Consider the following 23,906-nt stretch of genomic DNA (forward strand, 5'->3'; position numbering starts at 1 on the left):
AAAAAGGTCTTCCAACTTTTTTAGATTTTAACTGTCGAAGCATTTTTCCGGGTGAATAGGACACCGATGATTATAAAGATGACCGTTAAAACGATTGTTAACACCAATGTTTTCAAATAATATTCGTTTTCGCTTTGGGTTAATAATTGGACACTGTAATCCGCCAATTTCCATGGTGAAACGTTCCAAAACTGTCCTATCAATGACTGGATAAGAACGCCAATAGGCAAAAGGATCACCGTGAATGTGATGGAAAGGGCTGTTTTGAACATGGCACTGAACATAAGGGCAATGGTCGTTGCAAAGAAAATCCAGACACAATAACTTGCAACCATTTGAATAAAAAGAAGGGGCTTCACAGTACCATATAAAATGGCTGTATAATACATGCTCGCCCCATAACCTAAAATAACACTGAAAACGGCAAGCAAATTTATTGCCGCCCATTTGCTGAAAAACAAAGCTGTAAATGAAATGGGCCGCACATATAAGAAAAGGGCCGTTCCATTTTGCCTCTCCCGATTGATCATCCCCGCCGCAAGTATCACGAGTACAATAAGACCGATCGACTGAAACTGGCCAGTGGAAGCGAGCAAAATATCCGCAGGCGTATAATCAGGAAATGTCATGGTGAATCCTTCCGGTAAATTTCCCACCGCATTTAAAATATCTTCCATATAATAATTCATGATAGGATCCGAGATGCCAAGAAATATAAAAAGGAGCGGCATCCACAAAAACTTGAAACTGCGCCAACTTTCCCGCAATTCTTTTTGAAATAGTGTGGTGAATGTCCTCATGGCGATACCACCTTCATGAAAATCTCTTCAAGGGTCAACAGTTCCCGTTCAATCTTTAATACCGTAAATGGGGAATTGGATAGTTCCCCCATCACTTGCTGCATTGTGGGGAAATGATCTTTTATATGGATATAAACAACGGTTCCTTCCACCTCAGTGGACCATTTTGTTTGAGAAGCGTAACCGGTAGCTTCTTCAACTTTCGCAAATTGAATTCGAATACGGGGCACATCAAATTTTTCCCGAATCTCGTTTAAAGAACCTTTTTCCACAACCTGTCCCTTTTTCAAAAAAAGAAGTTGATCGGTCATTTCTTCCGCATCATTTAAAATATGGGTTGAGTACAATATTGTGGAATCAAGCTGCAATTGTTTCAACAGATTCATGATTTCCCTTCTTCCAACCGGGTCGAGGGAAGATACAGGTTCATCCAATAACAGCAGTTTCGGTTTATGGACAATTGCCTGGGCAATGCCAAGCCGTTGTTTCATACCGCCGGAATATTGGGATGTTTTTTTGCGGATGGCGTCTTTAAGGCCGACAAATTCCAAAACTTTTTCCGCTTCTTTTTTGGCATCCTTTGCGGAAATCCCGCTCAACTTTGCCGTCATTTCAATGAATTCCAGACCCGTCAGCCATGGATAAAATTGCGGATATTGGGGCAAAAATCCGATTTCCTTTCGGATATCCTTGATCCCCTCCATGCTCACGGTTCCCTTGGTTGGTTTCAATAAGCCGGCGAGCATGGACAATATGGTTGTTTTCCCGGCGCCATTTGGACCAATCAGCGCCGTAAAAGAACCGTTTTCAAGGGTGAACGAAACATCCGATACCACAGTTTGCGTACCAAAACTTTTGGTTAAATGTTGAACGGTAATCATGATTTCCTCCCAAAAATAAAATACACAATTGGTCCAAGGATATTAATAAAAATGATAACCAACGCCCATAGCCACTTCGGCCCGTTCGTCGACTCAATGCGGATTAAATCCACCAGCGCAACAATCAGCAAAACAACTTGAATTACAAACAGCGGGGCCACTAACGCCCAATTGATGTCCATCATTTTAGAACCTCCTCCACCTTTAAATGACATGCCAAATTAAGCATCATTGCTTTAAATTCGTTGATTTCTTTCAGAGGTGCAAAAATTGGATCGTTCCAAATGGTCAGCACCAAATCCTTTTTAATGGATTGTTCATCCCTCGGAGCTTCTCCGCCAATGACGGATGTTTTTTCTATCCAATCGGTCACTAAATAAAAATAAGAATTTCCTTGCAGCTTCATCGGAAATTTTATTTTTATACAAAGCTTTGCGTAACATTGCAGCATCTCCATCGCTTGTTCTTGGAGACCCTTTAAAACAAATACTGCGGCAGCTTTATAGTAGAAAATCAGACAAGTATTGAAATGAAGGCTTTCCAAATCAAAGAGCTGAATAAGCCGGTGAATTTTTTGAACCGTTTCCTCCACATAATCCCCGTTTTCCATCTCCATCATCATGCTTTCCGTTGCATAGGAAACCAGTTGCACCAAATTTTGATAATAACTGACTTGGATGATTTCTTTAGCCTTCTTTGAATTTCCGATCATTTGATGGGCAGTTGCAATGAGCTGGTTGGCCTCCACAGGATGATTTATATCATTTCCCAATAATTCCAAAACCTCTTCCGGTTTCCCCAATTGCAATAATGCAACGGCCTCCATCATCGTCGCTTCGTTAATGAGCAAAAAGTCTTTGCTGAACATTTTTACTTGGGAACAAAGTTGAATGACTCTGTTCAATGTTTTTTGCCGATCAGGCGATTTGGGAGCGTAATTTAAATAAAGTTGTGCCATTTTTAGAACAAATGGCAAGCAGGAATAATATTCCTTCAATAGTTCCTCAATTTCTTGTTCAACCAGTTCAAAAGGCTGTTTTGAAAACTCCTTTGAAAGCCGGATGTAGGTTTGCCGTATTTCATCTTTGGTCATCTGGGAATTGTAACCCAATAATTCGTCAATTGAGAGATGGAATAATTTCGCCAATTTGGGCAACAGTGTAATGTCGGGATAACTTTGCCCCTTTTCCCATTTGGAAACCGCCGCTCTTGAAACCCCTATATATTCAGCGATTTGTGCCTGTGTCAACTTCAATTCTTTTCGACGATTTGCAAAAATCTTTGTAAATTGAAAATGATCCATATTTATCATCATCCTTTATTCTTATCTTAATGAAAAAGGGAACGAATTTATATCAAATAATAGTTACGTTTTTGAACATTCATCAACTGCAGGTTGATTTGATTACCAAAAAGGGGCGCGGCATACTATAATATGAAGATGAGATTTTACCTAAAAAATACAAATTATTTCCACCTTTTATTTGCTATGATAAAAAATAAAGACGAATGGAAAGAAGTGTTATTTATGATGGATCCAAATCATCTTAATTACCACGGTCAGCTCGAAGATAATAAAAATAAAAATGCTCTAAAATGGGCTTTTATTTTTATTACCAGTTTTATGCTTGTCGAAGTGGTTGGGGGACTGATCACAAACAGTTTGGCTTTGCTGTCCGATGCCGGACATATGTTGACGGATTCTTTATCATTGGGTTTCAGTTTATTTGCCATCATCATTGGCCAAAAGGAGGCTAACAGCAAAAAAACTTACGGATACCGCAGAATTGAAATATTTGCCGCCCTCCTGAACGGGATGACATTGATTGGTATCGCCATTATTATCGTGATCGAAGCGATCCACCGCATTACGAAACCGCCGGAAATCGCCAGCATGGGAATGTTGATTGTAGCGGTGATTGGCTTATTGGTAAACATTGCGGTTGCTCTTATTTTAAACAAAGGAAATGAGGATAATCTAAATGTGAGAAGCGCATTTCTCCATGTGCTCGGGGATATGCTCGGATCTGTTGGCGCGATTACCGCTGCGATCTTAATCCTGCTTTTCGGATGGAAATTGGCGGACCCCATTGCCAGCATGATTGTGGCCATAGTCATTAGTACCAGTGGGTTCCGGGTGGTGAGGGAATCATTCAACATATTTATGGAAGCGGCACCGAAGGAATTATCAACCCTCATGATTAAAGAAAAATTGCTTACGATTGAAGAAGTGCAAGAAGTGGCGGATTTGCATCTGTGGATGATCACTTCCGACTACCCTTCATTTACATGCCACGTAATTGTTTCACAAGATGCGGATGAGCAAGTTGTATTAAGAAAAATCCAGAAGATGCTTCACGATGATTTTTCATTGCATCATATGACCATTCAAATTGAAAAAAGAAACAATCTTCAGAGCCTGTAAATATACTTACAGGCTTTTTTATTTATAAAAACGCAATAATTATACTGATATAATTTTTGAAAAATTGAAATACTTGATAAAATCGATGTTAAAAAATTATTATCAAACACTCTTTTATTCTTAAAAAATTCCAAAACTATACGATAAAAATATCGCATACTTTTAGTGTGTTGCCACTAAAAAAATAATAGAAAAGGAAAATGTTATGAAAGCAACAAAAATCAACTCATCAATGAAAAACAAATTATGGACCTCTTTTTTGCTAATGTTAATTGTACCATCCGTCATTGTTGGTGTCCTTTCATACCACTATGCTCAAAAGGTTGTGGAAAATGAATTTAATGAATCCGCTACTTCCTCTATGAACTCAATGGATGAAATTGTGACGACATTTTTTACGCCATTATTAAAAAATGTCGATTATTTAGCGGAGACGTTAGATGCCACAAAAGTCGCCGTTGTAGAAAATTCCAATATCGGTGTAAGTGAAGAAATTTCAAAAGCCCTTGAGAGTTTTAAAGCAACTCATGATGACTTATCCCTCGTTTATATTGCAACAGAAAACGGAGTATACATTAATGCACCTGCCTCAATGAAAAACCCCGATGATTATGATCCACGGACTAGAGAATGGTATCAAAAAGCCATGGAACATAAAGGTGAAGCGATTATTTCGGCACCTTATACCTCTTTAGCAACTGGAACATTAGTTGTCACAGTAGCCGAAACAACGAAAGATGGACATGGTGTTGTTGCATTTAATGTAGAGCTAGATACAATTAAAAACTTTGCTTCCCAAATTAAAATCGGAACGTCCGGTTATGCCTTTATTGCTGACGAAAAACGCAATATTGTTTATCATCCGGAGCTGGATGAAGGTTCAGAAATGCCAAATGAAAACCAATATGAAAAACTATATAAACAAGATTCCGGCACTTTCAGTTATACATTTAACGGCAAACAAAAAGAAATGTTTTTTACAACCAACGATTTAACAGGTTGGAAGTTGGCTGGAACTATGTATTCCAGTGAAATCAACGATCGAGCTTTCCCAATTCTCCAAAATACGATCATTATCCTGATTGCGAGCATCATCATTGGCAGCGTATTAATCCTGTTAATTGTTCGTTCATTAATCAGACCAATCCAATCATTGGTTCATTCTGCCAATAAAATCGCTGAAGGAGATTTTACTCAGAAAGTTCAAGTAAAATCAAAAGATGAAATCGGAAAACTCGGCAACAGTTTTAACGGAATGATCAGCAATCTGGAAGGCATGATTAAAAAAATTAAGCAAACGATTGAACATTTGGCTTCTTCATCGGAACAATTATCAGCAAGTTCAACCCAATCCGCTCATGCAACAGAACAAGTTTCAGCCGCTGTTCAAGAAATTGCAAGCGGAGCGGAACAAGCCAATGAACATATCGAACAAAATGATAGATTGCTTACAAATATTCTTAGCGGCATATCCAACATCTCTGAAAAATCGAAACAAGTAACACAACTTGCCAGAGAATCTTCAAAAGAAGCTGAAGATGGAAGAGTAGCCGTTGTGGAAAACGTAAATCAAATGAAACATATTCATGAATCTGTCGACAAATCCAATGAAATGATTCAATCATTATCTTCCCGTTCAAAAGAAATCGGCAATATTTTAAGTGTTATCAGCGGCATTGCTGATCAAACCAACCTGCTTGCATTAAATGCGGCCATTGAAGCGGCTCGCGCTGGCGAACACGGTAAAGGCTTCGCTGTTGTTGCGGATGAAGTAAGAAATCTAGCTGAACAATCTCAATCTTCCACTAAATTAATAGAAGAAATTATTCGAAGCATTCAAAATGATACGGACACTTCCGTAAAATTAATGAATGAAGTGCTGGAAAATACGAACCGAGGATTAACCGTCACTGAAACGACAGCAGAAAAATTTAAAAAAATCATAGAAACATCCCATTCGATTACACCACAAATCGAAGAAATTACAGACACAATGGAACAGATTTATACGAACGTGGAAGATATTGTTGCAAAAATGAATATTCTTACAAAAGTTTCCCAAGAAAATGCCGCTAACTCTGAAGATGTTGCAGCATTTACGGAAGAACAATTGGCTTCCATGGAAGAAATCAATTCCTCTGCAAAATCTTTAACAGACTTAGCGGAAGAACTAAGAACACATATAAACAATTTTAAAATTTCATGAAAAGAGTCGTGCCAGGTACCTAACTAAAGTACCTGGCACTTTTTATTATCATCTTTCTACGCTTCATCTACCACACAAAATTCATATCCACTATGTTGAAAAGCCTCAGGGGGAATCGGATACTTGACCTCCGAGAAATTTTCAATCAATAATTCTTCCTTTATCATTTGCCCTGTCACTTTATCGTATGTTTTTCGCCAAATTTCATTTTGACGATAGTTTTTACCGTCTTTTTGCAAAAATTGATGATTTCTTTCCTCAATATGATATGAGCATGGCATTTCCGTATCTGTATAGATCGCGCCTTTTAAATGTTTGTCCGTCACCCACACTTTGATCTGAAAGGATTGATTTGTTGGATTGTAAAAACGCAAATCCACATAGTTATAAAAAACGCTTGCCCCGCTGCCGAACGGGAGGGTTCTGCCCGAATCAGGGAACGGATCAAAACTGTGATGATGTCTTTCAACGACAACAAGGGGAGTATGTAGAGCCATCCAATAGAGCAAGTTGGCCAGCTGACAAATGCCACCGCCAATTCCCGTCTTTACTTCCCCCATTTTTAATTGCATACCTTCAATATATCCCTTTGACTTCGTTGTTCTCCCCACAAGTTTCCAAAAGGAAAAAGTCTCTCCTGGCCTGATGATGACACCGTCAATTTTACTTGTCGCAATTTTTAAATTGGTAATTTTATTTTCTTGCAACTGTGGATCACTGTTGCCCAATTTCCTTCTTAATAATGATTGATGTTTTTTGCAAGTAAAAGGGAAAGTGGTCGTTAAATCTCGCGTTTTGGCAAACTGGTTTCTGTTCGTGAAATCTGTGATTGCTCGAAAAAGTCTTTTTTGCTCGATGCGAGCGTGATAGAAAATCGGATGAATTTCAGACAATCTCAATATCAATTCCCTCTTTCTACTTATTCATTTAAAAATTCTTTCTAAATATAAGACGAGGAAATCCCCAAAAAATTTCAATAAAAATTGATTTTTTTTAGAAAAATTTTCAAAAGTTCAAACTTCCCGAAAGAGATATTTTTCCACTTCACCAACATTTAATGATTAAAGTGGACTAATTTTGTAAATTTTCTTATTTTTATTATATTTATTTTTATTATTGATTATTGGTGTTTCTGAATGTATTATATTCATATCTTTTTACTATAGATTAGATTAGGAGGGTTAACATATATGGCATACATGATTATCTCTGGACTACTTTGTGGGGCCGCGTTAGGTTTCGTCATGCAAAGAGGACGTTTTTGCTTAACCGGCGGATTTCGCGATATGTATTTGGCGAAAAATAACCGCATTTTCTATGCATTGCTGCTTGCTATTGCGATTCAAAGCATAGGCGTTTTCTTGCTGATGGATTTGGGGGTTTTCGAATATTCGGCAGGAGCATTTCCTATTGTTTCTGTCATCATTGGATCTTATATATTCGGCATCGGCATTATTTTGGCGGGAGGCTGCGCAACGGGGACATGGTACCGTGCTGGTGAAGGCCTCATTGGAAGCTGGATTGCATTAGCCGGTTATATGTTAATGAGTACAATCATGAAAAGCGGCGTACTCGCACCATTTAATCAGAAGTTCCAACAAGTTGGTGTGCTCCCTGCGAATTCCATTCCAGATACCATCGGAATCAATCATTGGTTCCTCGTCATACCATTTGCGGCGATTGTCGGCTTCATTTTATACAAACAATTCACAAAACCAAAAATCGCAATTCCGACTTTAAAACCAAAACGTACAGGTTTGGCACATATTTTATTTGAAAAACGTTGGAATCCGTTTGCTACAGCCTCTTTAATTGGAATTATCGCATTTCTTGCTTGGCCATTAAGTGCGGCAACCGGACGCGTATTCGGACTTGGAATTACGACACCTTCAGCGAATATCCTTCAGTATTTAACTACTGGAGATAGTACATTTATCAACTGGGGCGTCTTTTTGGTTTTAGGTATTTTTGCAGGTTCATTTATTGCGGCAAAGGGCAGCAATGAATTCCGTTTTAGAATGCCGGATGTTAAAACGGGGATCAACAGTTTTATTGGCGGTAATTTAATGGGAGTTGGAGCCAGTCTTGCCGGAGGTTGTTCAATCGGGAACGGCTTGGTGATGACGGCCGTTATGACATGGCAAGGTTGGATCGGTTTGCTCTTCATGATTTTAGGCACTTGGACGGCTTCATATTTTGTCTATGTTCGTCCACGCCAAAAAGCCAAATCCGTTAAACTCGAAAAACAACCCGCCTCGGTTTAATGCATTGAATCAACAAGAAATTGCACTCAAAAATTAAAGGAGGAAACGGCGATGAGAAAAAAATTGGAAGTACTTGGCATGGTTTGTCCATTCCCTTTACTTGAAGCACAAGAAGCGATGAAAGAACTTAACTCGGGCGATGAATTGGTCATCGATTTTGACTGTACTCAAGCTACCGAATCCATCCCACGTTGGGCTGCCGAAGAAGGGCATACAGTAACCAATTTCGAGCAAATTGATGATGCTACATGGACAATTTCAATTCAAAAAAAATAATATAGAAAGAGGCTGGGACAAAAGATAAAAAACACCATTTTCTCACGGGAGAAAAATGGTGTTTTTTTGATAATTGAAGAAAATTGATTTCCGTTCCGGGGACGCTTTCCGCGGGCCCGGCTCGAGCCTCCTCGGAGCTCAAACCTTCGCTCCTGCGGGGTCTCGAGACTCGGGCTGTTCCCGCAGGAGTCGCCCCGTCACTCCAATCAATTTTCTGTGATATCAATTTTTTACAAAAAATTTTTTTGCAGCTCGTTCACTTTATTAGTTATGTCCCAGCCTCTTTTTAGTGAAAGGCCTGACACCTAATGGATGATAAGCCAATCAAACCATCTAATTAAATCGCTTTATGTATGGACCATTTATCGATAATTCGATAAGCGTGGCTGCCATTTCATTTGGAGTGCATTTGTAATTGGTGGTAATCCACCATCGGATGCTTTCCAAATAGGCGCCCGCAATATACGAAATGATCAATTCCTCATTTTCACTCAGCAAATATTGACGGGTTTCGGCATAATGAATCCCTTCTTCCACATACCTCTTTAATATATCCAAAATGCCCTGAATAAATAACGCATCCGGTTGATGAATTAAAAAAGTTTCATAAGCAATGCGATTATTTTGGATATGCTCAAAAAGCAAAAATAAGTTTCTTGGCATTTCTTCTTTCGGCATTTCTTTCAGTGGTTTCGGGGATTGAATTGTCAGGGCTTCCTTCAACTGCAACAACAGATGATTGAATAGATCCCTTCTGAGCTCATTGATATCGTTGTAAAGTTTATAAAATGTCGGCCTCGTCAAACCGGCCTCTTTGCATATTTGCTGAATCGTGAGTTGCACGTTTCCATCTTTCATCAAAGATAAATATGCGCTATGTAATTTTTCTTTCGATTTTGCCTGTCTTGGGTCCAGTTTCATTGATATCACCTACTACTTGTATAGTAGCATGAAAATATCAATGAAAAAACAAATTACAACGCTGTCCAACCGCCATCAATCACTAATTCGGCACCCGTCATAAAACGTGATTCATCGGAAGCCAAGAATAGTACGCCATAAGCCACATCTTCAGGTTCTCCGAAATATGGGAGTTGTGTGAATGCTTTATAATATGGCATTGCCGCTTCCATTGTCGGTGCTGTCATCGGCGTCACGATAATGCCTGGATGCACAGAGTTTACACGAATTTTATCTTTTGCGTATTCCACTGCAGCGGATTTTGATAATGCACGCAATGCGCCTTTTGCCGCCGTATATGGGCTTGAACCGGCCATACCGACAATGCCGCCGATAGATGAAATGTTGACCACTGAACCTCCGCCCGCTTTTTGCATTTCAGGAATCGTATACTTCATTCCCATCACACAGCCGTTCAAGTTGATATCCATCACGCGGTTCCATTCTTCCATCGTCATATTTGCAAGCGTTTTATCGGTTGAAATGCCCGCATTGTTCACCAGTACATCCACTTTTCCAAATGTTTCAACGGCTTTTGCAACAACTGATTTCCATTCTTCTTCGGAAGCCACGTTATGTTTGATAGCCAACACTTCCCCGCCTTCCGCTTTGATTTCTTCGGCCACTTTTTGCAGCAATTCCTCATTCACGTCAGTTGCTACAACTTTCGCCCCTTCTTTGGCGAACAATTTCGCTTCTGCAGCACCCATGCCGCTTGCCGCGCCAGTAATGATGGCAACTTTGTCTTTCAATCTCATTATAAAAACCTCCTAATTATTATTACTAATTTACAAAATGTAAATTAGTTTACCCATAAAATAACAGAGTTTATAATATATTTCAAATCAATTTATAAGAATTGATTAATAAACAGGGGCGAAAAAAATTGGAAGTTGTCGATATAAAAAATAACCGCTATACTGGCAAAACATTACAATCCATGAAAGGAATGTTTAAAGTTGAATCGTAGTTTGCAAGCTTTTATTAACATTGCCCCTGTGATCAAAGAAACGCTGGGATCTTCCACAGCTCTGGCAATCACTGATAAGGAAAAATATATTTATTTTTCACCCTCTGATAAAATCTATATAGATGTGAAAGTGGGGGACTCCATTTTTTCCAACGACGATAATGCCTTTCAAAATGTATTAAAAGGTGAAAAAATTTCCATGACCCTTCCGCCTGAATATTTTGGAATGCCCGTAGCCTCAAAGATCTTGCCCATTCACGACTTTGAAACAAAAGAAGTTGTCGGGATTCTTACATACTCAAAACCTCTCGATCATGAAGCCAATATTGACAACGCCTTGGCAGAAATGAATAAAATCATTCAAACTTTACATAAAAATATGGAACGGCTCTCCGCAAAATCCCAGGAACTGACTGCCACAAGCACTGATATCAGCGGACAGGCATCCAAATCCTTTGAACAATCGAAACATATTGAAGAAGTCGTTAAATTGATTGAAGGCATTTCAAGTCAAACGAATCTTTTAGGGTTAAATGCCGCTATCGAAGCAGCCCGCTCCGGTGAAGCCGGAAGGGGATTCGGTGTAGTGGCCGAAGAAATTCGGAAGCTTTCCCTGCATACTAAAGAAGCTTTGGGAACAATCAGTAAGTCATTAAATACCATTCGGGACAACTTAGATCAATTAAATAATGGGACAAAAGAAGTTTCCGCTGCTTCCGAAGAACAGGCTTCCATAACGGAGGAAGTTTTCAATGAAATTGAATTATTGGAAAAACGCAGCAAAGAATTGGTCGACTATATGAAAGAAGTATTGAATCATTAATACCAAAACTCAGGCGGCAAAATCGGAAAGGAGATTTTACCGCCCGCTTATATAGCCCCAATTCTTATTCCTTTTGCATCATTCCCAAGATAAAATGGGGATTCATGATCCACCGAAACAATTCCTCACCATACGCCATAACGACAACCGGGACCCGTCTTCCGGTTGTTTTTTTATTTTCTTAATCCTTTTTCGCTTCTTTCATACAATTTTCAGAATTCAGTAGTATCTTGATAATCACAAAGATGATATTGGTTTCGAAGTGCTGGATGGCGGTGAAAAATTTCTGATCATTTTATAGAAATCGAAACGGAAAGGAAAGAGGTGAACATACTTGATCGGAAGACAGGAGATAAAAAGGGGATAAACAGGCAGGTATGTTCTTGTAGAAGTAAAAAGTAAAAAATGAAAGCTTGCAAAAGGATTATCATGCAGGCAATTAGAAGGAGCGGATAAATATGTTAAAAAAATTGACATTGACAGGATGCACATTACTTTTATTAGCTGGATGCGGCGCAAATACATCAACCGAAAATGTTGATTCCTTTAATCAAGCAGGCACTTCAAATCCAATTCAAAATCTTTCAACAGGAAATCAGGCAACAATGTTGATATCGTTAATCCAAAAGTTTCATTTTCAGAGGCTTTGAAAATCTTTAACCAAACTTACCCGGATGCAAAAATTGAATCTGTTGATTTAGAAACCGGATTGGGAGGTTTATATTACGATATCGACGGTTTTGATTCAAGAAATGAATACGAACTAAAAATTGATGCAACCACAAAAGAAATCTATGCAAATGAATTTGAAAGAAACAAAAATACTGATGAAATATTGGATCTTTCAAGCGTGATGGATCCAAGTGAAGCCATCGCAATCGCTTTACAAGTGCCGGAAGTGCAAGGGCTTGCCCCAACAAGCTGGTCCCTTGACGCAGACTATGGAATGCAAATTTATGAAATTGAATTCAAACAAAAATACACAGAAATCGATATTAAAATCAACGCCGTCAACGGAGATATTCTGGAAGTAAAAATCGATGATTAATAATAGAAGTCAACCCTCCAATAAATGATAGAAGTCAACCCTCCAACCAAAATAACCGCAGACACTTTAAATGTCTGCGGTTATTTTTGGCATCAAAAAGGGAACCTTCCCTAATAAGCCTTTATCAATTCAAGAAAAGAAGAACGAACAAACCATAATATAATGGCACTTGGCTCCCTACAATAATAAAAAGGACCATTCCAATCATCACCACTTTAGCGATTTGTTCGGGTGATTGGTATAAAACAAGGATTGTGGCGATCCAAATCAGCAATTCCAATGGATGCGTAAGATCAAAATACCAGAAACCAAAAACAAAAGTTTGGCTTGTCATGAACATAAAAATGGCGGAGGAAAGGATGATCGGCACCAATCCTTTTCCTTTCGCATACCAACAAACAAAGGCCAAAACCGGCGAAAGGATTGTCAGTGCCACCCAAATCATCATGTAGGATTTTGGAAAAAACCCGGCCACTGCAACAGTGTAATAATAATAACTCCCCACCATTCCTGCAAAAAACATTAGCACATTTAATGCGGCCCTCATCGGCGATTTACTATAAACCGATATCATCACTCCGAAGAAAAGCCAAACTCCCAAACGGGAAAGAAAGTTTCCCAAATCCAAGACTTGAAGGACATAAGGCAATTCATTAATTGCGGAAGTATCCAATATTTTGGAAATAATCCCCATCATCATACCTAAAATACAGAATAAAGTTGTATACCCTATTTTTTTCGATGAAGAAATTCCTTCCGGTTCCCGAATTTTATTTAACATCTCTCTCATTTTATGTCTCCATGCTTCCAAATGATTTGTACCACCCATTCTGTGATGATTCTTACAATCCCGAATTTAAATGAGGGAATATTAAAAATTTTTTCTCCAATTTTCTCACCTTTATATATAATAAATTACATCCTATACTCCGTTAGAAAGGTGTTTTGAATTGGAAAATTTCTTTTTATTTGTCCTCATGTGCATTTTTCTTATAATATTACCCGGCCCTGATACGGCTGTTGTAACGAAAAACACGCTAATCAATCAGCGGATCGGCGGCCTGAAAACGTCTTTGGGCATAATTTGCGCCCTTCTTTGCCATACGTTTGCCGCTGTTTTGGGATTATCGGCAATCATTGTGAAATCCGCCCTTTTATTTTCCATCATTAAATACGCTGGTGCGGTTTACTTAATTTACCTGGGTGCCAAGATTTTATGGTCTTTAGTGAAAAAGGATGGAACCAACATTCCGGTGGACATCAAAAGACCGGATGAAAACAAATCCTGTTTCAAACAAGGATTTTTTACAGATCTATTAAATCCAAAAGTGGCTCTCTTTTTCCTCTCCTTTTTCCCTCAATTTGTGGAGCGGGGCAATGACACCTTTTTGCCCTTTCTGATAATGGGGCTCACTTTTACTGTTCTGTCCGCTTTATGGCTGGTGATTTTTGTTTATTTCATCAATGTGGTGAATGATTTGATGAGAAAACCGCGAGCCAAACATGTGATTGAAGGAATCACCGGCACCATCATTATCGGATTTGGAATCAAGCTGGCTTTGGAAAAGGCCGATTAAAGTTGTCGGCCATTCCAAATCCGCCTCCCTATTCCAAAGGAGGAAGTAACGGATAACTTAAATAACTACTAACTCCTAATACGATTGCCAGTGCAATATAAATGACGAAAAGACCTGCCTTCACTTTTCCATCTGTTTGATAATAAGAAGCGGTTTCCTCAACATAGTTATGTATTCTCTCCACTTCTTTCTCAAAAGCCGAAAGAAATTCCTGTTTCTTCAGCTCCCTCTTTCTTTCTTTTTCCTCATCCGTCATTTCTCCATCTTCTTCATCCAATAGATGCAAAGTGTTTTGCAATTTTTCCTCAACCTGCAAATTCGGTTTCAATGATTGGGCGAAATATTGCAAATGTTCATAGGTGGACGTTTCCGCTATATTTCTGAGGGAAGTTAACATCTCTTGATAATCTTTTACGCGATTTCGATCATACTCAATATTCTTCTGCTCTTCCCGAATTCTCCGCCACTCAATGATCCCCATGATTAGCACCATAAAACCTATAAAGCTTCCTGACCAAATCGCATAAGCCAAAAGCAAAACCAAGCCGACTGCCCACAACTTAGTACTGATCCCCGAAACAATCCGTCCTCCATCCAGCGGTGTCATTGGAATGAGATTGAAGAGATTGATGATGGAACCCAACACAATGACAAATGCCCAAAAAGGTTCTTTCGTCCAAATATACAAAGGGATGGCGGGCAAAAAAGCAAGCAGTCCAAATAATGGCCCCATGTAAGCCAAAAAGGCTTCATCCTTCGCATTTTTGGGCCGCTCTTTCATACCGATGAACGCCCCCACAAAAGGAATGAACACAGCAGGAGTTGTCGGCAATTTTAATTTTTTGGCAGCAACCAAATGCCCGGATTCATGTACAAACAACAGATATACAAGTGCCAAGGCAAACTTCCATCCGTAAAAAACGGCGTAAGTTGCCAAATATATCGCCATGCTAATCAATGTTTTTATTTTCAGGAATTTCAATATAGGCAGGATCCATTTCAACTTGCCCAACAAAAAAAGTGCCCCGACACCGATGATTCCCCACGCCGTCGTTTTCTTCTTTGATTCTTCCATGTTTTTACCTCCACAACATAGTACGTCATCCTGCTGCATTCAATGCACTGTTTATAAAATCCTGTAATGGAATTTTTATGTTATTTTATCACAAAAACTTTATTTCTGCTCTTACATTTCCGACTTGCAACTAATGGATTATCTCTTTGCGCATAAAAAAACTTCAGCTGACAAATAGCTGAAGTCCCTATCAAAATCACGAAACTTGCTTGTTGTTCTTTCGTTCCTCATAATACTCTTCCCAGTCATGATAAATGGAAAGCAGTTCATTATCCAAATAAGTAAGGGCTTTTTCTTTCAAATCGGCTGGTACACCATAATAGCTTTCTGCAATAGCCCCTGTGATGGCAGCGATCGTGTCGCTGTCTCCCCCGATGGAGATGGCATTCCGTACCGCGTCTTCAAAGGAAGTGGATTCAAGAAAGGCTTTGATGGCTTGCGGAACGGTTCCTTGGCAGGATAGATCCGTTTTGTAGGAATCCCGGATTTCATCAATTGTAAAATCCAATGGATAATATTGTCCTTCGATTTTTTTCTGGATTTCGTCTTTTGACCATCCGCGTTGTGCCATATAAATTGCGACCGCCACCGCTTCAGCACCTTTGATTCCTTCTTGATGATTATGGGTTACCCGCGTCACAGCTTTAGAAAGCAGGGAAACTTCCCGTTCTGTCTTCGCCGCAAATCCGACCGGACTTACCCGCATGGCCGCGCCGTTTCCAAAACTGTTATAAGGACGGGGAGTGTCGCTGTGAACCCATTCCTTAAATCTTCCGCCGTAACCGCAATTCGGATATTTGCGTCCAATTTCTTGCATATATTTGACGCTCATTTTTTCCACTTGTGCGTAATAAATGGGATGAGTACTGTGAAAAGAAGGTTTGAGGATTTTCTCTGTCTCCATAATGGATTTGGCGACGGCGAGAGTCATGATGCTGTCATCCGTCACTTTGCAATCCTTCGTGAACAGATCGAAATCTTTTCTTCTATAATTATTAAACTCAAATCGTGAACCAACGATATCTCCAATAATTGCGCCAATCATTCGGCTTAACTCCGCACTCCTTTGATTATGTTCATCAGAACTGTTACCAACACTCTACATTTATTATAATCCCTTTTACAAAGGCTGGTGTGAAAAAAGCTCAATTTAATGGAGAAAACAATCCGTTGATTTTCACCATCATCACTGTTCTTGAGTAAACTAGAAAAGGGCCCGATGATTCACGATTCGAAGGGATTGATCAAATATGTACCCATTTACCTCAAACGGTTCTTTCACTTACTCCCTTAGCGCCTCCTATCCGCAACCATTTTCCCAATACTCCGCACCACTGCGGCACATCATAACTCGGCAACAATACTATCCGGATCACCGTTGCATAAGTAAAAATGAGTCCGATTTTATGGCGATGAACCGGCTGCTATGGATGGAACATGTCAATTGGACCCGGATGATCATCATCAGTATTGTGTTTCAGTTGCCCGATTTACCGTTTGTTCAGAAACGTCTTTTGCAAAACGCAACCGATTTGGGCAATTGTCTGAGACCTTTTTACGGCAACCAGATTGCAGATGCCTATGCCCAACTGATCAAAGAACACCTGGTCATTGCCGCCGAGCTTGTAACAGCAGCGGTAAAAGGGGATACTGGCACAGTGAATGCCAAAGAGAAAGAATGGTATGAAAATGCAGATGCAATTGTTTTATTTTTGAGCAGGATCAATCCGTATTTATCAAAGGACATTCTGAAAGAAATGTTTTACACCCATTTGGAATTGACGAAAAACGAAGCTGTGACGATGATTCAACAAAATTTCCAAGCAGATATTGATGTGTTTGATGAAATTGAAACTGAAATATTGGCGATGTCGGATTTGATTGCATCGGCGATCGTCATGCAGTTTTATTCTCTTTTCCGGTGTCCATATTCATTTTAGTCACAAAAGAGCGAAGGAAGAGATTCGCTCTTTTTTTCTTGGGATAACATTATGTTTCGGAGAAGAAGGGAGCTGCATTAGTGCAGATGATTCCCTCATTGGTGTGGATGCTGCCTTAATTAGTGCAGATAGGTTCTCCTTTGGTGCGGATGCCACCTTTTTTGGTGTGGATACCGCCCTTTTTAGTGCGGAAAGCCTCTCCTTTGGTGCGGATACCACTCTTTTTGAAGTGAACCCCCTCTTTCGTACGAATTGTTCCTCTTTCATCCGGATGCTGCCTATTTTTGGTCAAAAAAATAAAAAATTTTTTACCCATCCCCCTTTCTTTCATTTTTTTTTCAGAAATGGCTCCTAAAATGATAATCAAAAGGAGGAAAGGAAAATGAAAAACAAATTATTGAAATATGGAATTTTCATTATTGTTCTATTCTTTGCCTTTCAATCAGTCGTAAACATTGCAAGTGCGGATGACCATTATAAGGGGGATTATTATCCGAAATACGAAAAGAGCGATAAAAACAACTACTTCGAAAAATTTGATAAACACGACCATGATGAAGATGACGACGATTATAAATGGAAAGGAGAATATGAACGGGAAGGAAACTATAAAAACTTCCAACAAAATACCGTTCAACCATCTTACTGGAATGTTTGGACAAGAGATACCAATATTACGATCAGCAACAATTTACCAGTTGAAGAAGCAAAAAAAGTTCCCTTTAAATTGAACAGAAAAACAGAAACTCTTCTTGTTCTCCCTTCCAATGGTCAATTGCTCGTGTCAGGTGAAAAAATGGCAAAACTTTTCGGTATCAAATCGAAATATTACGAACAAAGCCGAATTCTTGAACTTTCCAATGGCAAAGAAGAATTGATCGTTCGTGCCGGAACAAACACCGCTTATGAAAATATGATCAAAACACCAATGCCTGCAAAAGCCTTCAGTTATGAAAAAACGGTTTATCTTCCTCTTTCAGTTATAGCCAATGCCTTTGGTTATAGCGTGGAATGGGACGAAACAAACGAAACATTTGTCTTACAACAATTTTAAAGGGTAGGGTGAAAAAAATGAAAGCAAACAATAAAGCGAAATGGATTGTCGGAATTACAGGTGTTGCATTTTCAGCATTTGTATTGGGCCAAATCAATGATACGCCGGTCCATTCATCAGCAACGAACCCTAACGATGCTGCACTGGAAATTGAGATCAATGATTCCATGAGTGAACGTGAAAAAGAACTGGTTAAACTGGACTGGAGCAACTTTACGCTCAATCAAAACCAATATCAAGGTGCCGATGATTATGGTTACTACAAAACAAGAAGATCATAATGCCAGCGAAATGGATTCCATCCAACTCAATATCATGAATACAAATTTTCGCATTACCATCGAAAATCGGGATGGAACCGAATGGAAAAGTTATGTCATTTCCTTTCTTCAATATATCGAACAGGAATTTTCAAGATTTCGCAAAAATAATGAACTTTGGCAATTCAATGAAGCCAAAAAAAATGAAACGGTACGTGTTTCACCCATTCTGTACGACCTTCTGAAAAAAGCGGAAGAATATCGGCAAAAAACGGAGGGGCGATTTTCCCCTTATATGCTTATACCTTTGGAGAACCATGGATATAATCGATCCTTTCCTTTTAATACGGCCAACAATGATTCAACGAATGTACATTATGAAAACGAATCGGAACCCCTCATTTTTATGGACGACTATCAAATCATCAAACATACAGACCAAAAAATTGATTTGGGCGGAATTGCGAAAGGTTATGCAGTGGAATCCATTGCCAAATGGCTGCAAAATAACACTCGCAGCAAATATGGAATCGTGGACGGCGGCGGAGATATGTCCATATGGTCGAACGGAGAGAAAACGTGGAAAATCGGAATCCAACATCCTTTCGACGAGGAAAAAACCATTGGATCTTTCTCCATCCAAAATGGAGGAATTGCCACATCCAATATTGTGTACCGCAGCTGGACCCAAGGAAACGTGAAAAAACATCATTTATTGGACGGAAGAAATGGAATGCCTGTAGATACAGAAATTGTCCAGGCAACGGTGGTCATGGACCATTGCATCGATGCGGAAGTCGGCGCCAAAGTTTGCTTTATGGCGAATGACGCATCTGTTGACTCTGTTTTATCCAACATCAGCCAAAAGTTCAGTTATGTCCTTGTCAAATCTGATGGAAAAATTGAGACGGGAGGGAATAAAACCCGATGATACTGGATCTGTTTTCTAACTGGAATCTCATACGTGTATCCGGCTTTCTTGCCTATTTTCTACTAACCCTTTCCATCATGGCCGGTCTGATGCAAAAGATTTCTTCTTTTAAAAATCAAAAACAGCTTATGATGGAACTGCACAAAATCAGCGGATGGATTGGGATGTTGACCATTGTGTTCCACGGCACCTTGCTATTGGTGGATCATTACGTTCCTTATAAAATCAGTGAATTAATCATTCCATTCGCTGCCGAAAATGAACCGTTCTTGTCCGGAATCGGAACAATCTCCTTCTATCTGTTCTTAATCGTCATGGCCACTTCCGATTTCTTCATGAAAAAACTCGGTTTCAAACTATGGAAAAAACTTCACTTCTTAGTGATTCCTGCATGGGTGTTTATGATTCTCCATGGCATTTTCATCGGAACCGATTCCGACCAGGTTTGGGCAATCTTTATCTACTGTTTAGGAATTGTTTTCGTTACAACATTGCTTATAATCCGATATTTTGAAGGCAAATTAAAAGCCGTTCATAGTAAAAGTGCTAATTAACCTCCTTAATATACCGTATTGAAACCCCTCTTAAAAAGGTTATCCGGGAAAGATCCAATCTTTCCCGGATAACCTTTTGATTTTATATGCAATTAATATTTCTTCAATTTAATTATAAACTCTGTCCCTTTCCCGACTTCACTCTTCACTTCGATTTCTCCTCCGTGGGCTTCCACAATTGTTTTGGCAATGGATAGACCCAGCCCTGTTCCGTTTCGTTTTCTTGATTCATCTCCCCGGTAAAAACGTTCAAAAATATGTTGCAAATCCTTTGGAGAAATGCCGATTCCCGTGTCTTTCACGCTTAACAAGATTTTCTCTCCCTGTTCGGCCAATGAGCATGTGATGGATCCTTCTTTCGTATAGCGTGCGGCATTATCCAGCAATATATAAAGGAGCTGTTGAATTCTTACTTTATCTCCCTTGATCCGGATCCCGTCCTGTATATTTTCTTGAAGTGTCAATTGGGATGGTACAATTCTTTTGAACCGGTTCAGCAATGAATGAACCTGTGAAGAGAGATCGAATTCTTCCAGTTCCAATTTAAAGTTTCCTTGGTCATGTCTTGCCAAAAATAATAAATCGTCCAAAAGTTTATGCATCATTTCCGCTTCCTGTTTCACATCTTCCAACACTTGTTTTCCAAATGGACTCAAGTGTTCCTCTTCTTCACTCGCCAACACATCAATGGAACTATAGAAAACACTGAGAGGTGTTCTTAGTTCGTGGGACGCATCAGAAACGAACTTTCTTTGTTTCTCATATGCTTTTATAATCGGTTTCATTGCCTGGCCGGCAAAGAAGTTCCCTGCCAAAGCAAAAAGCAAACTGAAAAAGATGGTTAAAAACAATAATATCCAAATAATTCGTTGAAACAAATGCTTTTCGTCGGTAATATCCTTTCCGACAACAACGCTTCCGATCAACCGGTCATCCATTTGAAGGGGATAATAGATATAAAGGATATGGACCTTATCCCATTCGATTTCTTTTACGGTTCTTGAAGATGGAGGGGTGAAATCTGTTTCAAAATACTCTTCAAAACCTTGGACGGTCCCTTCGCCTTCGATTAATTGAAAATTTTCATCCAATACGTAGTAGAAAATATCCCTTTCCGGTCGATATTTCAACGGCTCATTCTCTTCAAATTCTTCGTCGATTTCATCATAATCCTCTTCTTCAAAATCTTCGAAAAATCTCTTTTTACGCTTACTCTCCGGTATGATTCTTATATAATTTTTTTTGTACAGTTCTTCTAAAAATTCATGGTTTTCCTTCTCATAAAACCGTTCCAGTTCTTCAATCTCCTGTTTATTGATCGCATTCGAAATAAAAAGATACAGCACGAAAATAAACATCATTAAAATAAGCAGGAGGGATCCTGAATAAATCAAGGTGAGCTTCAATTTCACTTTATTAATTTCCATGGCTATCCCTCAACTTGTAGCCGACGCCTCTCACATTTTTGATGATCGATGGTTTTCCCGGCTCGTCCACTTTTTTCCGAAGCAGTTTCACTAACGCATCCAATGCGTTTTCCGTTACATCTGTATCAAATCCCCATATTCTTTCAATGATCATTTCCCTTGTCAACACTTGGTGTTTATTGCGCAGCAACAGTTCCAGCAACTCATATTCTTTCTTTGAAAGTTCTATCACTTTGCCATTTCTTTTTACAACATGATTGGATAAATTCAATTCCAGATCATCCAATGATAGAATTTCTTCAAAAGGCTTATCGACTCTACGTGACAATGCCCGGAGTCTCGCCACAAGCTCCTCGAATTTGAAAGGCTTCACTAAATAATCATCAGCCCCCGAGTCCAATCCTTCCACCACATCTTCAACGGAATCTTTGGCTGTCAAAAACAAAATTCCACCTTTAAAACCTTTTTCTCTGAGGCGCTTACATACTTCAAGCCCGCTCATACCAGGCATCATCCAATCCAAAATGATCACGTCATAATCGGTGAATATGGAGTAATCATAAGCGCTTTCGCCGTCTTTTACCCAATCCACTCGGCCATATTCCTTTTGCAATAAATGATGGACCATTTTTCCCAAATTCTCGTCATCTTCAGCAAATAAAATGTTCATTCGACCTTCACCTTCTTGTGCACAGTCTTTTTATACAAGCGTATCAAAAAAGGCTGAAAAAAAAATGAAAAATTCCTATATACTTTAAGACTATTTAATGTCTTTCATATTTAAACATAAAAAAAATGGCCTCCATATCGAAGGTCTTGCACATTCTAAAACTTTGGCCGTTCATTATCGCTCCGCCCGCACTTTCTTCCTGGTCCATGGGCTTTTACGAACCGTTTTACTTTCATTCGATCGTTTGATGACAGCGGATTGTGGAAGACTGCGCAAACATTGGGCAGAAAGTTGGTTGACAACCAGCTTGTGCATGATATGATAAACATAAATTGGAAATTGTGATTGTGAAACATCCACTAGGGGTGCCTTTAGATAGGCTGAGATCAAAGTGTACCTTTGAGACCCTTAGCACCTGATCTGGGTAATACCAGCGGAGGGAAGTGGAGATGGGTTTTACATGGTCGACATGGTGTTGCTATGAGATGCTGTAGACTCACGCCGCTTTCTTTACTCTGGTAAAGGAAGCGGCGTTTTTGTTTTAAAACAAAGCAATTGATTAAAAGGAGTGGATCCAATGACTATACAACGTTATGACACAGTAATTGTCGGCGGCGGAGTGATTGGTGCCGCGATCGCCTTTGAACTTTCCAAACGGCATCATCGCGTCGCAATTTTAGAAAAAGGGACAATGGCTTGTGAAGCATCCCGTGCTGCTGCCGGTATGCTCGGAGCACAATCGGAGTTTTTCTCGCCAAGTCCCCTCGTGCCGCTCGCCTTGCAAAGCCGGGCCCTTATGCCGTCCCTGGCTGAAGAGTTGAGGGAGCGGACGGGGATTGATATCGGTCTTGTTGAAAAAGGAATGATCAAAATAGCGGCCACTGAGGAAGAGGCGGAAGAGCTTCAACGCCACTATGCATTCTGGCGCGGAACAGTTGAACCGGTGCGGTGGCTGACGAATGAAGAAGCGGTTGAAATGGAGCCGTCTCTTGCAAAAGAAGCAATTGCTGGTGCCATATATATTGAAGGAGACGGTCAAGTAAGCGCCCCGGATTTGGCCACAGCCCTTGCATATGCTGCAATTTCAGCCGGCGCCCAATTGTATGAACATACAGAAGTATTAAACATTCGGTCCGAAGCAGGCATCCATCTCGTGGATACAACGGTTGGAACGTTTGCTGCCGAGGCTGTTGTCGTCGCCGCCGGTGCCTGGACTGAGCGGCTCGGTACATCCCTCGGCCTTCCACTTGTTGTGTACCCGGTCAAAGGGGAATGCATCATGGTGCGCACTCATGTTCCATTGCTGCAGTCGACCGTATTTGCCAAAAACGGCTGCTATATCGTGCCGAAGCGGGGCAATCAATTGCTGATTGGCGCAACCTCCACTCCGGATACATTTGAACGGCGTGTGTCAGCAGGCGGGGTGATGAGTTTGCTCCACCGCGCGACCACCCTCATTCCGGACATACAACAATCGGAATGGATCAACACGTGGAGCGGAATCCGGCCACAGACAAAAGACGGCTTGCCATACTTCGGGGAACATCCGGAACGGCGGGGATTGTTTGTCGCTGCCGGCCATTACCGAAACGGGATTTTACTTTGCGCGATCACCGGTCAGTTGATGGCGGACTTGGTTGAACGGAAAGAAACGGGAATCGATTTATCACCGTTTTCACTGACACGGCACAAAGCAGAAACCCCAATCACTTGAAGTATCCTGCACTCCACATATTCAAAAAATAAAGCGAATGAAGGGAACCTT

At 39.9% G+C, this 23,906-nt stretch carries 27 protein-coding genes, 1 pseudogene and 1 riboswitch; of the genes and pseudogenes, 14 read left to right on the forward strand and 14 right to left on the reverse strand.

Translation table 11 applies throughout. The features are described from left to right. Nucleotides 1-20: 20 nt before the first annotated feature. Genes NST13_RS09095 through NST13_RS09110 form a run of 4 tightly spaced genes read right to left on the reverse strand, consistent with a single transcriptional unit; the run spans nucleotide 21 to nucleotide 2,984 of the window. Nucleotides 21-800: an ABC transporter permease subunit gene (locus NST13_RS09095; RefSeq protein WP_342580456.1), complete on the reverse strand. Its 780-nt coding sequence runs from the start codon at nucleotides 798-800 to the stop codon at nucleotides 21-23. Further along, nucleotides 797-1,681, reverse strand: coding sequence for an ABC transporter ATP-binding protein (locus tag NST13_RS09100; RefSeq protein WP_342580457.1), 885 nt, complete (start codon nucleotides 1,679-1,681; stop codon nucleotides 797-799). The genes NST13_RS09095 and NST13_RS09100 overlap by 4 nt, the downstream gene beginning before the upstream one ends. Next, nucleotides 1,678-1,863, reverse strand: coding sequence for a PLD nuclease N-terminal domain-containing protein (locus NST13_RS09105; RefSeq protein WP_342471240.1), 186 nt, complete (start codon nucleotides 1,861-1,863; stop codon nucleotides 1,678-1,680). Before NST13_RS09105 ends, NST13_RS09100 begins: the two co-directional genes overlap by 4 nt. Then, nucleotides 1,863-2,984 carry a helix-turn-helix domain-containing protein gene (locus NST13_RS09110; RefSeq protein WP_342580458.1) on the reverse strand — a complete coding sequence of 374 codons (1,122 nt, stop codon included), beginning with the start codon at nucleotides 2,982-2,984 and terminating at the stop codon, nucleotides 1,863-1,865. The genes NST13_RS09105 and NST13_RS09110 overlap by 1 nt, the downstream gene beginning before the upstream one ends. Nucleotides 2,985-3,209: 225 nt before the next feature. Between NST13_RS09110 and NST13_RS09115 the strand changes: the two genes are divergently transcribed. Further along, on the forward strand, nucleotides 3,210-4,106 hold the full coding sequence (locus NST13_RS09115) for a cation diffusion facilitator family transporter (protein ID WP_342580459.1): 897 nt from the start codon (nucleotides 3,210-3,212) through the stop codon (nucleotides 4,104-4,106). A 205-nt stretch (nucleotides 4,107-4,311) separates the two neighbouring features. After that, a complete protein-coding gene (locus NST13_RS09120; RefSeq protein WP_342580460.1) occupies nucleotides 4,312-6,312 on the forward strand; it encodes a methyl-accepting chemotaxis protein in 2,001 nt (666 codons plus the stop codon). Between the two features lie 56 nt (nucleotides 6,313-6,368). On the opposite strand, the gene NST13_RS09125 is transcribed toward NST13_RS09120, so the two are convergent. Continuing rightward, nucleotides 6,369-7,211 (reverse strand): VanW family protein, encoded by an 843-nt coding sequence (locus tag NST13_RS09125; protein ID WP_342580461.1) that lies wholly within the window; start codon nucleotides 7,209-7,211, stop codon nucleotides 6,369-6,371. Between the two features lie 291 nt (nucleotides 7,212-7,502). Here NST13_RS09125 and NST13_RS09130 point away from each other — a divergent pair, with 291 nt between their 5' ends. Both NST13_RS09130 and NST13_RS09135 read left to right on the forward strand, forming a co-directional pair. Continuing rightward, entirely contained in the window at nucleotides 7,503-8,576 is a 1,074-nt protein-coding gene (locus NST13_RS09130) for a YeeE/YedE family protein (RefSeq protein ID WP_342580462.1), read from the forward strand. Nucleotides 8,577-8,627: 51 nt separating this feature from the next. Further along, the gene (locus tag NST13_RS09135; protein WP_342580463.1) at nucleotides 8,628-8,852 is read left to right on the forward strand and encodes a sulfurtransferase TusA family protein; all 225 of its coding nucleotides are present in this window, start codon (nucleotides 8,628-8,630) and stop codon (nucleotides 8,850-8,852) included. On the opposite strand, the pseudogene NST13_RS09140 reads toward NST13_RS09135, so the two are convergent. The 3 genes and pseudogenes from NST13_RS09140 to NST13_RS09150 form a co-directional block, all read right to left on the reverse strand. Continuing rightward, nucleotides 8,840-9,043, reverse strand: a pseudogene (locus NST13_RS09140) (hypothetical protein); the annotation flags it as partial. The gene NST13_RS09135 and the pseudogene NST13_RS09140 sit on opposite strands and share 13 nt — an antisense overlap. A gap of 142 nt (nucleotides 9,044-9,185) precedes the next feature. Next, entirely contained in the window at nucleotides 9,186-9,773 is a 588-nt protein-coding gene (locus NST13_RS09145) for a TetR-like C-terminal domain-containing protein (RefSeq protein ID WP_342580464.1), read from the reverse strand. Nucleotides 9,774-9,826: 53 nt separating this feature from the next. Continuing rightward, nucleotides 9,827-10,573 (reverse strand): glucose 1-dehydrogenase, encoded by a 747-nt coding sequence (locus NST13_RS09150; RefSeq protein ID WP_342471239.1) that lies wholly within the window; start codon nucleotides 10,571-10,573, stop codon nucleotides 9,827-9,829. Between the two features lie 198 nt (nucleotides 10,574-10,771). On the opposite strand from NST13_RS09150, the gene NST13_RS09155 reads away from it, so the two are divergent. The 3 genes from NST13_RS09155 (at nucleotide 10,772) to NST13_RS09165 (ending at nucleotide 12,653) form a co-directional block, all read left to right on the forward strand. After that, on the forward strand, nucleotides 10,772-11,605 hold the full coding sequence (locus NST13_RS09155) for a methyl-accepting chemotaxis protein (protein ID WP_342468435.1): 834 nt from the start codon (nucleotides 10,772-10,774) through the stop codon (nucleotides 11,603-11,605). A 458-nt stretch (nucleotides 11,606-12,063) separates the two neighbouring features. After that, nucleotides 12,064-12,255, forward strand: a complete 192-nt coding sequence (locus tag NST13_RS09160; RefSeq protein ID WP_342580465.1) for a hypothetical protein — start codon at nucleotides 12,064-12,066, stop codon at nucleotides 12,253-12,255. Then, complete coding sequence (locus tag NST13_RS09165) at nucleotides 12,252-12,653, forward strand: PepSY domain-containing protein (protein ID WP_342580466.1); 402 nt, start codon at nucleotides 12,252-12,254, stop codon at nucleotides 12,651-12,653. Before NST13_RS09160 ends, NST13_RS09165 begins: the two co-directional genes overlap by 4 nt. A gap of 124 nt (nucleotides 12,654-12,777) precedes the next feature. On the opposite strand, the gene NST13_RS09170 is transcribed toward NST13_RS09165, so the two are convergent. Next, complete coding sequence (locus tag NST13_RS09170; RefSeq protein ID WP_342580467.1) at nucleotides 12,778-13,443, reverse strand: hypothetical protein; 666 nt, start codon at nucleotides 13,441-13,443, stop codon at nucleotides 12,778-12,780. A 160-nt stretch (nucleotides 13,444-13,603) separates the two neighbouring features. Between NST13_RS09170 and NST13_RS09175 the strand changes: the two genes are divergently transcribed. Then, the gene (locus NST13_RS09175) at nucleotides 13,604-14,230 is read left to right on the forward strand and encodes a LysE family translocator (RefSeq protein WP_342580468.1); all 627 of its coding nucleotides are present in this window, start codon (nucleotides 13,604-13,606) and stop codon (nucleotides 14,228-14,230) included. A 28-nt stretch (nucleotides 14,231-14,258) separates the two neighbouring features. Here the strand turns inward: NST13_RS09175 and NST13_RS09180 are convergent, their stop codons facing one another. Together NST13_RS09180 and NST13_RS09185 are read right to left on the reverse strand one after the other, a co-directional pair. After that, a complete protein-coding gene (locus NST13_RS09180; protein ID WP_342580469.1) occupies nucleotides 14,259-15,305 on the reverse strand; it encodes a site-2 protease family protein in 1,047 nt (348 codons plus the stop codon). Between the two features lie 196 nt (nucleotides 15,306-15,501). Then, nucleotides 15,502-16,350, reverse strand: a complete 849-nt coding sequence (locus tag NST13_RS09185; RefSeq protein WP_342580470.1) for an ADP-ribosylglycohydrolase family protein — start codon at nucleotides 16,348-16,350, stop codon at nucleotides 15,502-15,504. Between the two features lie 205 nt (nucleotides 16,351-16,555). Between NST13_RS09185 and NST13_RS09190 the strand changes: the two genes are divergently transcribed. Then, nucleotides 16,556-17,245 (forward strand): hypothetical protein, encoded by a 690-nt coding sequence (locus NST13_RS09190; RefSeq protein ID WP_342580471.1) that lies wholly within the window; start codon nucleotides 16,556-16,558, stop codon nucleotides 17,243-17,245. 115 nt (nucleotides 17,246-17,360) lie between these two features. Here the strand turns inward: NST13_RS09190 and NST13_RS09195 are convergent, their stop codons facing one another. Further along, nucleotides 17,361-17,561, reverse strand: a complete 201-nt coding sequence (locus NST13_RS09195) for a hypothetical protein (RefSeq protein ID WP_342580472.1) — start codon at nucleotides 17,559-17,561, stop codon at nucleotides 17,361-17,363. A 66-nt stretch (nucleotides 17,562-17,627) separates the two neighbouring features. On the opposite strand from NST13_RS09195, the gene NST13_RS09200 reads away from it, so the two are divergent. Genes NST13_RS09200 through NST13_RS09215 form a run of 4 tightly spaced genes read left to right on the forward strand, consistent with a single transcriptional unit; the run spans nucleotide 17,628 to nucleotide 20,044 of the window. Then, nucleotides 17,628-18,299: a copper amine oxidase N-terminal domain-containing protein gene (locus NST13_RS09200; RefSeq protein WP_342580473.1), complete on the forward strand. Its 672-nt coding sequence runs from the start codon at nucleotides 17,628-17,630 to the stop codon at nucleotides 18,297-18,299. Nucleotides 18,300-18,316: 17 nt separating this feature from the next. Next, nucleotides 18,317-18,580, forward strand: a complete 264-nt coding sequence (locus NST13_RS09205) for a hypothetical protein (protein WP_342580474.1) — start codon at nucleotides 18,317-18,319, stop codon at nucleotides 18,578-18,580. Beyond that, nucleotides 18,552-19,490, forward strand: coding sequence for an FAD:protein FMN transferase (locus tag NST13_RS09210; RefSeq protein WP_342580475.1), 939 nt, complete (start codon nucleotides 18,552-18,554; stop codon nucleotides 19,488-19,490). The genes NST13_RS09205 and NST13_RS09210 overlap by 29 nt, the downstream gene beginning before the upstream one ends. After that, on the forward strand, nucleotides 19,487-20,044 hold the full coding sequence (locus NST13_RS09215; RefSeq protein ID WP_342468423.1) for a ferric reductase-like transmembrane domain-containing protein: 558 nt from the start codon (nucleotides 19,487-19,489) through the stop codon (nucleotides 20,042-20,044). Before NST13_RS09210 ends, NST13_RS09215 begins: the two co-directional genes overlap by 4 nt. Before the next feature lie 92 nt (nucleotides 20,045-20,136). Here the strand turns inward: NST13_RS09215 and NST13_RS09220 are convergent, their stop codons facing one another. Next, the gene (locus NST13_RS09220) at nucleotides 20,137-21,471 is read right to left on the reverse strand and encodes a HAMP domain-containing sensor histidine kinase (protein WP_342580476.1); all 1,335 of its coding nucleotides are present in this window, start codon (nucleotides 21,469-21,471) and stop codon (nucleotides 20,137-20,139) included. Further along, entirely contained in the window at nucleotides 21,461-22,141 is a 681-nt protein-coding gene (locus NST13_RS09225) for a response regulator transcription factor (RefSeq protein WP_342580477.1), read from the reverse strand. The genes NST13_RS09220 and NST13_RS09225 overlap by 11 nt, the downstream gene beginning before the upstream one ends. Before the next feature lie 351 nt (nucleotides 22,142-22,492). Continuing rightward, nucleotides 22,493-22,600, forward strand: a riboswitch (TPP riboswitch). Nucleotides 22,601-22,718: 118 nt separating this feature from the next. On the opposite strand from NST13_RS09225, the gene thiO reads away from it, so the two are divergent. Beyond that, nucleotides 22,719-23,855, forward strand: a complete 1,137-nt coding sequence (gene thiO / locus NST13_RS09230) for a glycine oxidase ThiO (protein WP_342580478.1) — start codon at nucleotides 22,719-22,721, stop codon at nucleotides 23,853-23,855. The last annotated feature ends 51 nt before the right edge of the window (nucleotides 23,856-23,906 follow it).

The organism is Ureibacillus sp. FSL W7-1570 (assembly GCF_038593265.1).
In the GTDB taxonomy this organism is placed as follows: Bacteria; Bacillota; Bacilli; order Bacillales_A; family Planococcaceae; genus Ureibacillus; species Ureibacillus suwonensis.